The 13,059-nt window shown below is 43.5% G+C and carries 9 protein-coding genes; 6 read left to right on the forward strand and 3 right to left on the reverse strand.

Annotation, left to right across the window (positions count from 1 at the left end; all coding sequences use genetic code 11):
* Positions 1–178 precede the first annotated feature (178 nt).
* A complete protein-coding gene (locus tag ACTHJT_RS15830) occupies positions 179–412 on the forward strand; it encodes a hypothetical protein (protein WP_440239968.1) in 234 nt (77 codons plus the stop codon).
* Positions 413–980: 568 nt separating this feature from the next.
* Entirely contained in the window at positions 981–1,496 is a 516-nt protein-coding gene (locus ACTHJT_RS15835) for a transposase (RefSeq protein WP_440239970.1), read from the forward strand.
* Positions 1,497–1,759: 263 nt separating this feature from the next.
* Here ACTHJT_RS15835 and ACTHJT_RS15840 read toward each other — a convergent pair whose 3' ends face one another.
* Positions 1,760–3,655, reverse strand: a complete 1,896-nt coding sequence (locus ACTHJT_RS15840) for a glycoside hydrolase family 44 protein (protein WP_440239972.1) — start codon at positions 3,653–3,655, stop codon at positions 1,760–1,762.
* A gap of 334 nt (positions 3,656–3,989) precedes the next feature.
* Here ACTHJT_RS15840 and ACTHJT_RS15845 point away from each other — a divergent pair, with 334 nt between their 5' ends.
* The 4 genes from ACTHJT_RS15845 to ACTHJT_RS15860 are packed head-to-tail and all read left to right on the forward strand — an operon-like array spanning position 3,990 to position 9,543.
* Entirely contained in the window at positions 3,990–5,732 is a 1,743-nt protein-coding gene (locus ACTHJT_RS15845) for a DUF1800 domain-containing protein (RefSeq protein WP_440239974.1), read from the forward strand.
* Positions 5,733–5,743: 11 nt separating this feature from the next.
* On the forward strand, positions 5,744–7,444 hold the full coding sequence (locus tag ACTHJT_RS15850; protein WP_440239976.1) for a DUF1501 domain-containing protein: 1,701 nt from the start codon (positions 5,744–5,746) through the stop codon (positions 7,442–7,444).
* 9 nt (positions 7,445–7,453) lie between these two features.
* Entirely contained in the window at positions 7,454–8,338 is an 885-nt protein-coding gene (locus tag ACTHJT_RS15855; RefSeq protein ID WP_440239978.1) for a porin family protein, read from the forward strand.
* Positions 8,338–9,543, forward strand: coding sequence for a hypothetical protein (locus ACTHJT_RS15860; RefSeq protein ID WP_440239980.1), 1,206 nt, complete (start codon positions 8,338–8,340; stop codon positions 9,541–9,543). The genes ACTHJT_RS15855 and ACTHJT_RS15860 overlap by 1 nt, the downstream gene beginning before the upstream one ends.
* Positions 9,544–9,621: 78 nt before the next feature.
* Here ACTHJT_RS15860 and ACTHJT_RS15865 read toward each other — a convergent pair whose 3' ends face one another.
* Positions 9,622–9,888: a hypothetical protein gene (locus ACTHJT_RS15865; protein ID WP_440239982.1), complete on the reverse strand. Its 267-nt coding sequence runs from the start codon at positions 9,886–9,888 to the stop codon at positions 9,622–9,624.
* Between the two features lie 35 nt (positions 9,889–9,923).
* Complete coding sequence (locus tag ACTHJT_RS15870; protein WP_440239984.1) at positions 9,924–12,851, reverse strand: FAD-binding and (Fe-S)-binding domain-containing protein; 2,928 nt, start codon at positions 12,849–12,851, stop codon at positions 9,924–9,926.
* Positions 12,852–13,059: the final 208 nt, after the last annotated feature.

A 13,059-nucleotide genomic window follows, 5' to 3' on the forward strand; every position in this document is an offset into this window, starting at 1 on the left:
CGATCTATTTATTCGCGGCGAATACCACCATTTAGCGAAAGGAACCTACAAGCCGTGGTTCGGCACGTTTAAGTGCATATAAAGTCCGATAATGAAGAAATAACTATTCACTTAAACTGCCAACCACTTAAACACAGAGAAAAAATGGTTGGCAGTTTGGGACAAAACAAACAAATGGTTGGCAGTTTACGCTATAAACTTCTGCTCACCAGCTAGGATTACCAGCGTAAACGTGCCAAACCATGGCGCGAATCATGCATTTATTCGCGGCGAATACCACCATTTAGCGAAAGGAACCTACAAGCCGTGGTTCGGCAAGTTTAAGTGTACACAAACTACTAATGAAGAAATAACTGTTACACTTAAACTGCCAACCACCTATCCCAGAGGAATGGTTGGCGGTTTGGGATAAAGAAACAAATGGTTGGCAGTTTACGCAATAAACTTCTGCTCACCAACTAGGATTACCAGCGTAAACGTGCCAAACCATGGCGCGAAGAAGCAGAATACCCATGGATCAAACCAATAAGCCGTGGTTCGGCACGTTTAAGTGCATATAAAGTCCGATAATGAAGAAATAACTGTTCACTTAAACTGCCAACCACTTAAACACAGAGAGAAAATGGTTGGCAGTTTGGGACAAAGAAACAAATGGTTGGCAGTTTACGAAATAAACTTCTGCTCACCAACTAGGATTACCAGCGTAAACGTGCCTAACCATGGCGCGAAGAAGCAGAATACCCATGCGATCAAACCAATAAGCCGTGGTTCGGCACGTTTAAGTGCATATAAAGTCCGATAATGAAGAAATAACTATTCACTTAAACTGCCAACCACCTATCCCAAGGAATGGTTGGCAGTTTACGAAATAAACTTCTGTTCACCAGCTAGGATTGTCAGCGTAAACGTGCCAAACCATGGCATATTGAAATAAAGATGTTTGACTTAATACTACAACGATAGTACCTTCACTTCCAGCTATGGAAAAGATTATTTATCATCCCGAATTTTTCACGGGTACAATTCTCAATTGGCAAAAACTATTGAAGCCGGAAAAATATAAATCTGCAATTTTAGAAGAGCTAACATTTATGGTTCATTCAAACAAAATCATCTTATATGCTTTCTGCATCATGGATAACCATATTCATTTAATTTGGCAATTTAAAGGAGATAAACATCCATCAATTATCAAAAGAAGTTTCTTTACTCGAACGGCGCATCATTTTAAAAAAGACCTAAAAGTAAATCATCCGAACGTACTTGAATATTTCAGATCAACTCAGGAAGATCGCAAATATCATTTTTGGGAACGAAGGTCACTAGGCATTAACTTATTCACTGATAAAATATTTGAACAAAAATTAGACTACATTCATAGCAATCCTGTTAAAGCCAATTTATGTGAAAAAGAGGAAGACTATAAATATTCAAGTGCAGCCTTTTATCTAACAGGAAAAGATGAATGGAATATTCTTACGCATTACAAAAGTTGAAAATAAGAAACCGAATAGAAAGAAAAACAAATGGTTGGCAGTTTACGGAAATCTCAGCAAAGTATTTATTATAAAGCATAGGCGTAAACGTGCCAAACCATGGCGGGAAACCAACCAAACACAGCTCCAGATACAAGCCGTGGTTCGGCACGTTTAAGTGGTACACAAACAATTAAATGAAGAAATAACTGTTGCACTTAAACTGCCAACCACCTAAGCAGAGCAGCGTAAACGTGCCAACTATGGCGAATGCTCTACCTTATTTATTCCTTCACAAACTTTTTCACGGTGATTTGTCCGTTCTGAATAATCTGCAGCACATATTGTCCGGCTGCATACGAAGAAAGATCCAGCTGGCCGTTACCGGCAAAGCTAGCCGTCTCTAACGTCTGACCCAGCATGCTCTGCACAAGCACCTGATACGGCATACTATTATCTGTACGGATCTGCAGTATATTTTCAACGGGGTTGGGATAGATGCTTGCTTTTCCTTCTATCACACCAGGATTTACAGCTGTTGGCACATTAATAGGCTGATCAGTAGGAATCTGAATCATGGTTACAGACAAGGCTGGTGCTGTAAAGCTTATGGCATTGCTGATAACTGAAAATGTTTGTGTCTGCAACGCATTATCCGTTTCAGAAACAAATGTTTCTGAGCTGCCTAAGCCCGACAAACGATAGCCTGAAACAATTGCTGCTGATGGTGTGAAATGCTGGAGATTAAGCGTAACAGGTTGTGTGCTGGTCTGATCTCTGTTCACCACTACCACAATCAGCGAATCTCCGTCGGCTGTGAGTGAGGAATATCCCGAAACAAGATTATTATTGGTTGAAGTGGTTTTTACAGAAACTTCTCCGAAGTGTTTACTGAATAAATGCATGACTTCCCACTGACCGTTATACCAATCCCAGGGAGTAAAAAGCTCCACATTGTTTTCAGCGAACACACCCAGATGCGATGCATACCAGCAGGCAACCACATTGGCATTTTCTGAGCCATGGCTGGCGATGGTACCATATTCAGACAAGGCAAACGTTACTCCATGGTTTGCTCCTATGTACTGCGTCAGCCATTGATCACAACGCTTGAAAAAATATTCCTTCGTGATGGAGTTATCCCAGCCTGAACTACCGGTAACTTTCACCCCATTGGCATAAGGATAATCATACTGGTCGTCAAACCATACCCGGTGCAATTGAAGTGTTGTAGATACATCGTTCTCTGTACCCGGATAAAAATGTACATCCAGCACATCCAGTAAACGAATGCCTGACGCGGCTTCTTCTTCCGCTATACGTTTAATGAAATACTGCATCCATGGATACTGATGCCCATCCTTCGGATCGGTAACTTTTGAATTGTTCCAGTTATACCATTGCCATTCATTTGTAGACACAGGGCCAACCAGTTTTATATCCGGGTAGGCCGCACGTGCAGCCTTCGCCACAGCAAAATATTTCTGCATGTAATTTTCAGCCGTGATGGCAGAACTTGCAATGTCATCGTGCGTGCCTTGCCAGGCCTCCGGCTCATTATCCATGTTCCAGTAAACCAAACGGCCTTTGTCATAACCAAGTGTATTGAACCAATGATCCAGAATCAATGCAACAGAATCTGCCGTACGATTTCTGAGATACTGATTGGGGTCACCGTTGCCGCCATTGCCGCCGTACGCTACAGGTCCGCCGCCGCCAGCCCAGTTGGCATTTGTATTGATGAAACCGTTATCCTGCGTGTATTGCCAGTCATTAAAATTATGCGTCTTATTCGATGCCACCATGCCCAGTAACTGAAATGCAAACAAGCCTTGTGTATTGGTTGTATTGTTCAACAGGCTAGATGCCGAATAATCCCAGTCATGTGCGTATACATTATTATACCAGTCAGGATGGCTGCTCAGCTTTGCCCGCCAGTTGTATTTGGTAGAGTTGTTTCCGCCGTTTTCCCGGTACATTCTCAAGCCGGCATCTTTATATAATTGCCATTGTGCCGCATTCACCGGACTGGATGGATCATCGGAAAGGTTATTATTCCTGCCATAGATCCATGGAGAAATCTGATGATGACTGGCTGTAGCATCAACCGTTAAGGTTGTTTGTGCAACAGCAGCCTGTAAAAAAATAGAGATAAATAACGTGGTACAAAGCAATTTCATATAATTCAGATTTTGTCCAAACAACTAAGATTAATCCAATCAATCCTTGTTTCAGTATAAATTACGAATTTGCGGGTAAATCCAGTTATAAATCACACAATCGGGCTATATATGTAACCAGACCATGGAAAAATACAACTAATGGAATTCAAATAATTCATTGAAAAAGCCTGCCCCTCACTGTTGTCACCGGATAGTTCAACTCCATGCATGTTTTCTGGAATTGATTGAAATCAGATAATTGTAGAATTCATATTACTTAATTGAACAAAATCATTAACTTGTTTAGCCCTTATACCCCTGATTGCTTTGAACTTATACCCCTGATTTTTATATGGCTTTAGCACAACAAACCGGCATACTCGGACGCAAACGTGCAGCTCACTTACTGCGTCGTATTACTTTCGGGCCAAATAAGTCTGATATTGATACCTTCACAAATTACACTGTTGCCGACGCCCTGGATAACCTGTTTCAGGATACAACAATGCCTGATCCGCCGCTAGACCTGAAAACCAACGCGACCTGGGTAAATGCTCCTTCCACAACAGCGAACAGTAGTGATTCCCCCTTGCAGGAATACTTCAAAGGCTGGTGGCTGAAACAAATGCTCGGCCAGGATGTTGCCGCTGCAGACCGGATTCCGTTTATGGTACGTGAGCGCATCCTCTTTTTCCTGCACACGCATTTAACAACGGTTCAGGCAACCGTGGGCAACAGCCGTGCACTATACTTTCAGAATGTATTGCTCCGCACCTTTGCCCTTGACGGAAGTAAACCCGCTGAAATAAATTTAAAGGAACTCACCAAGAAGATCAGTGTCGACAATGCCATGCTGGTTTTGCTCGACGGCAGGCTGAATGTGAAAGGCGATCCGAATGAAAACTATGGTCGTGAACTAATCGAATTATATACCCTTGGTAAAGGACTTACAGGATACACCGTACCTTCCGGCACGCAGGGAGATTATATTTATTATACGGAGACAGATGTTCGCGCCGCTGCTCTCGTACTATCCGGCTGGGATATCGATACCACATTTGCCACCATGGATCCCGATACGCTTATTCCACGCGGCAAAGCAAAGACAAACAATATAGCGCAGGCTACCCAGCACGACAATACAACCAAGCAATTCAGCGCGCGGTTTGGTAATGCTACAATTGCTCCGGATCCTGCGCTGCTGAATGGCGGACTACCGACGGAGGCCAGCATGATCGATGAAATAAGTCAGCTGATTGACCTGATTTATTCACAACCGGAATGTCCAAAAAACATTTGCCGGAAAATTTACCGCTTCTTTGTATACCACGACATCGACCAGACACTTGATGATACCATCATCACCGACCTGGCAGCTACGTTTGTAAGTAACGGATATAAGATTGAACCCGTGATCCGCGAACTACTGGGAAGCCAGCATTTTTACGATATGATGGATACACTGGCAGATAATGATAAGTTCGGCGCCATTATTAAATCCCCGCTTGAGATCATAACAGAAACACTGAATTTCTTTGAATATAAGCTACCCGACTATACTTCACAGCTCGATGACTTTTATAAAACTACAGCAACGCTGTTCGGTTATATGAAAAGCATGAACATGGATTTCATGAATCCCATTGATGTAGCCGGATTTGACGCCTATCACCAGTATCCGCTCTATAACAGGGCGTGGATCTCAACCAATTCGCTGAACCGGAGATATGATTTCATTTTTTTATGCATGACCACAGAAAATATGATGCCGGGAGAAATCCGCATCGACCTGTATGCATACATGAAGCTGCGCTTCCCAACTGTCGCCGTTGATCCGGATGCATTCATCCGCGAACTGGTCTCCTATTTGTTTCCCCTTTCAGAGGAAACAACAGAAATAACTACGGATCGCCTGAATTATTTCAAGCTTCAGTTTTTCCTGCTTGGCGAAGCATTGCCCCAAGGACCTCTTGCCTTCTGGACTTTCAGCTGGGCAAACGGCGATACTATTCCTGCCAGTAAAACAGATGCCCGCGGCATGTTGCAGGATCTTTTAAATGCAATTCTGCAATCACCGGAATATCAACTCCACTAATCATTAGCTGTATGAAAAGAAGAGATTTTTTAACAAAACTCCCTGCCATAGCGGCGCTGCCGTTTGCAATCAATGGTGTATGCATGAATGTTCTTGCTGATACACTTTCTCCTTTACAGCGCCTGGCCGCAGGCTGTCCCAATGACCGCGTGCTGATTATCCTGCAGCTGCATGGCGGTAACGACGGGCTTAACATGCTGCTCCCTATTTCCGATTACGATACCTACTACAACCTGCGGGCAAATATTGCCATATCCGATAAAGGGCCGAGATCATTCATTAAACTGGATAACACGCTTGCCAGCCAGAGCCAGATTGGCTTACACCCTGACATGGTAGGTGTAAAGAGCATGTACGACCAGGGCATGGTGCGGCTGATCCAGGGTGTCTCTTATGCAAACCAGGACCAGTCGCATTTCAGGGGCCGGGATATTTTATTCATGGGCGGCGGCGCCAATGATTACCCTACCTCAGGCTGGGCGGGCCGTTATTTTGCAGACTACTATGCACCAGGTGTGTATCCGGACGATTTTCCGAATGCCAGCATGCCTGATCCGCTGGCGCTGGAATTCACTAGTGATCTGTCTTTGGTCTTTCACCAGGATCACAACATTCCTACATCCATTGCCATTGATGATCCTACATCTTTCTTCAACCTGGTAGATACACTGCCCGGTTATGAAGATAAACAAGGCATTGATCCGCGTGGTGTACCGCCGGCAGGACTGGAAAATTCTCCTTACGGCAAAGAGATGAACTGGATTCTGAACCTGGAAGAAAAATCCGATCAATACCACAGCCGCATTCTTCAGGTATACAATAAAGGCAAACAGACGGATCCGAATATTTCGTATCCGCTGACATACCCACTGCTTGCACCAACCAAGCAATTACAAAACCCTTTGTCTTCCCGGTTAAAGATCATTGCAAACATGATTCAGGGTGGTTGTAAAACAAAGATCTACCTGATCCGCATGGGTGGTTTCGATACACATGCGCAACAGGTTGAAACTACAGACTCTTCCATGGGCAGTCACGCAGCATTGATGTACCACATCTCTTCTGCCATGCGTGCCTTCCAGGACGATTTGAAAGCACGCAGCATTGATGACCGCGTGATTACGATGACAACTTCTGAGTTCGGCCGCCGCATCTATGCGAACGGCAGTTATGGAACAGACCATGGTTTGGGCGCTCCGATGATGTTGTTTGGTAAAGGTGTTGTACCGGGACTTTCAGGTACTAACCCTGATCTGACACAAGATAATGTTGCCATGCAGTTCGACTACCGTCAGGTCTATGCCAGCATCCTGAAAGACTGGATGTGTGCGGATCCGCAGAAGGTGGATGATGAATTCGGCATCCTGTGGGGCGATTACCCGGGCAGGGGTGTAACACTTCCAATCATTAACAACAACCTGGTGACCAATGTAAATGATTTTGTACGCGATCGTTTCTACATGAACAATTGCTACCCGAATCCAGCATCAAACCATACAGATATCTCTTTCTACCTGAACACAAGCTGCAACGTTACAATCTCTTTACACGACAATACAGGCAAACTGGTTAAAACCATCGTATCAAAAAATTATCCGATCGGTGAAAATAAAATTTCCGTTGACCTGAGAGATGTGCCTGCGGGTGCGTATTTTTATCAGATTGAAACATCCTACTTCAAAGACGCAAAGAAACTGATCATTCAAAAGTAATACGTGAATATGCGCTTTCCCCTTGCCATATGTCTTGTACTATTTCTGTATGTATTTCTCCCGGTTGAAATACAGGCACAGGTACACAGAAAAAAACCGGGCCATTCATCCGGCCTGCCTGATGACGACTTTACCAAAACGCAGTTCTATATTGGCATGCGCGGTGGCATCAGTTTAACAAAGGCCAATGTGCTTGAACGGTATTCTTCTTTCGTTTCAACAACAGACCCTGACCAAACGTACGACAAGGAATATAAAAATTATTCAAAAGCAGGCGCTTTTGTTGGTCTCGAATTTGATTTTTATTTCAAAGGCTTCACTGCAAGTTTTCAGCCGAACTACAGACGGCAGATCTATAGTTATTCAAACAACTATGAATGGCGGGATACCAGTGATGCTTCGAATTTTCTGCAGTTGGAATACAACCAGGATACGCGCCTGGATTATATTGAACTTCCGCTTTTCATCAAATATGATATCCTGAAGAAAGGTTTCAGACCGTTTGTTCAGGTAGGCTTCTACTATGGAATCCTAAACGGAGCCACCAAACACCTGATTGTTGACGGTACGGATAATGCTTCAGGAACAGCACGCCACTTCAACCAACAGGATGAAATTGTTGGCGCAAAGGACTTGTTTATAAAATCATCCATCGGCATGGCATATGGCATTGGCTGCAGTTATAAAGTAGGCAACGTACGACTCGTGCTTGACGCGACCTACCGCATGGGCATGAATAATATTACCAATGTATCAAACCGGTATTCAGCAAATGCACTCTCCGGTGCAGGTGATGTTTCAGATGACCTTAAGCTGAACAACATTGCGTTTTCATTTGCCTGTCTCTTCCCGATGAAGTTTTTAACATCACCACAATATAAAGCCGTTGACTAATGAAAAACCTGGTCGCATATCTATTGTGTTTTTTGTTGCTGACTGCATGCGGCGGCATCAAGAAAAATAATGAAGCAACTCCCACAGGCTTTATTAAAATATACAATGAAAGTTCGTACTCCAATCAATATATACCATTGGACATTGAACAGACTTCTGATGGCGGATATCTGATCTTAAGCTCTACAGTTATCTCTACCAGTGCTTTCCCGGGCATTTACATCATGAAAATTGATAAGGATGGGAAATTGATTTCGGCGAACGTATTGAAAAGTGATTATGTATCTGCCGTACCAAATTTATTGAAAGACGGAACAGCGTATTACATTGTCTGCATGAACAGCCTGAACCTGGGCACATATATTTTAAAACTGAACGAAGCAGGTGATGTTTCTGAAAATGCCTACATGAGTGGTGTCCGCTATCCGTTGTCTGCAGAATTCGACCAGTCCTCCTCCTACATCATTCTTCAGCACTACGACAAAGATAACCTGCAAACGAATGTGTCAAAAATTTCTGTTACTGGAACCATTGCTGCAAAGAGATATTTCAGCATTGGCACGGGAGGTTTCGATGTACAGCAGCCGATCATTGACCATTTAACAGGCAAAGGCAGGAAGTATCCGTTCCTTAGCGGGCAGCTATCGGGCAACACGTACTACTTTAATGGTTTTTACAACTACACACTTTCACTGTGCATGTTTGATTTCAGCTGGCCCGCAGATGATGATCCTGCCGCGGCACAAGGCTACCACGATGAACGTTGCATCAGCAGCCTATCACCACTGGGCGGAAGCAAAGTAGCGGCATCGCGTTATGCATACGGAAATAATTATATCATTCCATCAGCAACGGTTCCGATAACATCAGGCTCCTTTACGGATAATACCGGCATGGGTGGCTTTCTGATTCCGGAACTGATCGGCGATGCGCCATTCTGCTTAAAGGAAATTGAAAAAGACGGACAAAAAATCCTGCTCTATGTTAGTACAACGAAAAGCTCTCAGGTAGCACTCTATGCTTATGATGCAGCCGGCGGACAATTATTAGGTTCACAATACCTGGGTGCAACAAATCCATACGCAATGGCAAATGTGATCCAGACCAGCGACGGCGGTTTAGCAGTACTCGCCACTACGCAGGTGGCAGGGCGCTTTGCTCGTATCGCAATCTTTAAGTTAGGAAAAGAGGAGCTGGAGTGGTGATATGAATTATGAATTCTTTAAATAAAAAATCCTGTGGTTATTAATCACAGGATTTTTTATTTGAACGTAAGAAAGTTCTTATTTCTTTTTCAGTTTATGGATTTCCATTTTCAATGAATCAATCTCATTCTTCAGATTTGCAACCGTAATAGAATCACCTTTTTTGATTTCAGCAATCAATTCATTTTTAATGATTGTGACTTGAGCAAGCTCTTTATCATTCAAGCCATACCCGTCTTCCATTTCTCCTGAATGACCTTCCAGCTTCTGCTCCAGCTTTTCTTCTTTCTGACAAGCATTCAATACAAGCAAAGCAAGTAATGCGATAAAAACAATTTTCTTCATGATCATATAATTTTATAAGACTATTCGTAAGAAATTTACGCCAACGCTTCAAACAATACTTCTACCGTATGTTTCGCTTCTCTGCCGGTACCATCTTTAATCTGGTGACGGCAGCTCGTACCCGGCGCAGCAATGATTGTTTGCTCATCTGCTTTACGCACCGCAGGAAACAATACCAGCTCTCCTACCTGTATAGACAGATCGTAATGTTCTTTCTCATAACCGAAAGAACCTGCCATACCGCAGCAGCCTGACGGAATAACTTCTACCTTATAATTTTCAGGGATTGTTAATATTTTCTGGGAGAAGTTTACAGAAGACAAGGCCTTCTGGTGGCAGTGTCCATGCAACTTCACTTTACGGTTGGCACGTGTAAACAAATCTCTGTTGATCCTGCCTGCATCAAACTGGTTCGCAATAAATTCATCAATCATGAATGAGTTCTTCGCCAGATGGTTTGCTGCTTCCAGCTCTTCTGCCGGAACCAGGTTCGGATACTCATCTCTGAAACTCAGAATCGCAGAAGGTTCAATACCGATCAACGGAGACTCTGCAGTTACAATGTCTTTCAGCATCGCGATATTCTTACGCACGATTTTCTGTGCTTCACGAACCATGCCTTTTGACAGGTACGTACGCGCACTCTCCAGGTGTGCCGGCACAACAACTTCGTAACCCAGACGTGTCAACAGGTGGATTGCTTTTACACCAATGTGTGACTCGTTGAAGTCTGTATATTCATCGCAGAACAAATATACTTTCCCTATGTAATGTCCTTTGGCAGGTTTCAGCTCATCCGCATGCTTACGTGCCCAGGTACGCAAGGTCTGCATAGACATTTTTGGCAACGGACGTTTTTGTGTCATTCCCAGGATACCTTTTAAGATACTCCCGGTTACTACATTGCCCATGACAAAGTTTGCCAGCCATGGCCAGTTTTTATTCAGCGCATTCGCTTTTGCAAAATTGGCGATCATACGTGCACGCAACGGCACTCCGTTGGAATCGTAATACTGCTGCAGGAATTCAGCTTTCAGTTTCGTTACATCCACGTTTGACGGACACTCGCTCTTACAGCCTTTGCAAGACAGGCACAGATCCATCACTTCATAAATTTCTTTATGATCAAATTTATTCTTCTTGTCTGAAATGGTTAAGAACTCACGTAATATGTTCGCACGCGCACGTGTTGTATCTTTTTCGTTGCGTGTTGCCTGGAAGCTCGGACACATGGTACCTCCGATCACAGAAGACTTTCTGCAATCGCCTGCACCGTTGCACTGCTCGGCCATACGCACAATACCCAGCGATTTATCAAAATTGAATGTTGTTTTGATCGCCGGTGTTTCCTGTCCGGACTCATAACGCAGAGACTCCAGCATCGGCGGTGCATTCACGATCTTGTTCGGGTTAAGAATATCATTCGGATCCCAGACTTTTTTCAGTTCACAGATCATTTTATAATTCTTCTCACCGATCATTTTCTTCACAAACGGCGCACGTACACGTCCGTCGCCGTGCTCACCGCTTAAAGAACCCCTGTACTTTTTAACAAGGTCTGCAACTTCATCGGTAATCGTGAACATCAACTGACGATCTTTCTCGTCTTTCAGATTCATTACCGGACGCAAGTGCAACTCACCATCACCAATGTGCGCATAGAATACACACTTGGTATCGTGCTTATCCAGGATCTTCTGGAACTCATCGATGAACTCAGGCTGATCGTTTACATCAACGGCTGTGTCCTCAATACATGCCGCGCCTTTCATATCACCCGGGATGTTACCCAGCAAGCCTAATCCTGCCTTACGGATGGCCCATACTTTATTAATATCTGCGCCCCACAACAACGGGAAATGATAGCCATAACCGGCAGCACGCATCTCTGCTTCGGTTTTACGGGCAAGTGCTTCAATCTCTTCTTTTGATTCACGCGCCCACTCTACAATAAGTAAGGCACCCGGATCACCCTGAATAAAGGTTCTGTTCCTGGATTGTTCAATGCTGTCTTTGGTACACTGCAATACGATATCATCCAGCAGCTCTACCGCACCCGGCTTGTTTTTCAAGGCAATCAGGTTGGCACGGGTTGCTTCGGCAACCGTATTCAAATGCACCGCGATTACACCTTTTGTTTTTGGCGGCAGGTCAATCAGGTTCAGTTTAATATCATTAATGAAAACCAGCGTACCTTCAGAACCTGCGATGAGCTTACACATGTTGAATGCTTCTTTGCCCTGTGTGAACGGAGCACTCTCAAGCAACACATCAATCGCATAACCCGTGTTACGTCTGTTAATGGTAGGTTTCGGAAATTCCGCACGGATCTCCGCCTGATTTTCTTTATTGGTAAGTGTTTCGTTGATGTAACGGTATACCTTACCTTCAAGCGTATCTAAGGTTAATTTCTGATTGTATTCTTCAAGCGTCAGTGATTTGAACGTTACTTCAGAACCATCGCTCAGGAAGCCATTGATCTCCAGTACATGGTCACGCGTTGTTCCATAAATCACAGAGTGTGATCCGCAGGAGTTGTTACCCACCATGCCGCCAACCATACAGCGGTTTGAAGTAGACGTTTCCGGACCGAAAAATAAATTTAGCGGTTCAAGGATTTTGTTCAGTTCATCCAATACAATACCTGGCTGCAGACGCACCCATTTTTCTTTGGTATTGATCTCGTAGATTTCAGTAAAGTATTTGGAAACGTCAACAATAATTCCCTTCCCTACAACCTGCCCTGCAAGCGAGGTACCAGCGGTTCTCGGAATAATTCCGATCTTATATTTGTTTGCAAAAGCTATGATTTTCTTAACATCTTCTTTATGCTTCGGACGGGCAACGGCTAATGGTAATTCACGATAAACAGAAGCATCGGTTGCATAAAGTGTTCTCATAGTAAGGTCGAAATACAAATCACCTTCTATGTTTTTCTTTAGTTCTTCTAAATGTGCAAGCATGTTGTATGGATATGTAACTTTTTTATAAAGTCAGGAATGTAAATATCGCTATTTTTTTATGTTTTATGACAGGTAAAATTGTTATTTAGTTCCTGTATAAATTAAAATGAACAGCGAATAATTCCTACTGCAATGAATTACATGAAACGATTGTAAATACGTTTGCTTTGCTTATATTTAAATAGCTATAATCGAACAGGTTATAAAA

Source organism: Cytophaga sp. (genome assembly GCF_051961495.1).
Lineage (GTDB): Bacteria > Bacteroidota > Bacteroidia > Cytophagales > Cytophagaceae > Cytophaga.

Coding starts and splice junctions, on each gene's coding strand:
- ACTHJT_RS15835 (WP_440239970.1), top strand. CDS start 981: ATGGAAAAGATTATTTATCATCCCGAATTTTTCACGGGTACAATTCTC.
- ACTHJT_RS15840 (WP_440239972.1), bottom strand. CDS start 3,655: ATGAAATTGCTTTGTACCACGTTATTTATCTCTATTTTTTTACAGGCT.
- ACTHJT_RS15845 (WP_440239974.1), top strand. CDS start 3,990: ATGGCTTTAGCACAACAAACCGGCATACTCGGACGCAAACGTGCAGCT.
- ACTHJT_RS15850 (WP_440239976.1), top strand. CDS start 5,744: ATGAAAAGAAGAGATTTTTTAACAAAACTCCCTGCCATAGCGGCGCTG.
- ACTHJT_RS15855 (WP_440239978.1), top strand. CDS start 7,454: ATGCGCTTTCCCCTTGCCATATGTCTTGTACTATTTCTGTATGTATTT.
- ACTHJT_RS15860 (WP_440239980.1), top strand. CDS start 8,338: ATGAAAAACCTGGTCGCATATCTATTGTGTTTTTTGTTGCTGACTGCA.
- ACTHJT_RS15865 (WP_440239982.1), bottom strand. CDS start 9,888: ATGAAGAAAATTGTTTTTATCGCATTACTTGCTTTGCTTGTATTGAAT.
- ACTHJT_RS15870 (WP_440239984.1), bottom strand. CDS start 12,851: ATGCTTGCACATTTAGAAGAACTAAAGAAAAACATAGAAGGTGATTTG.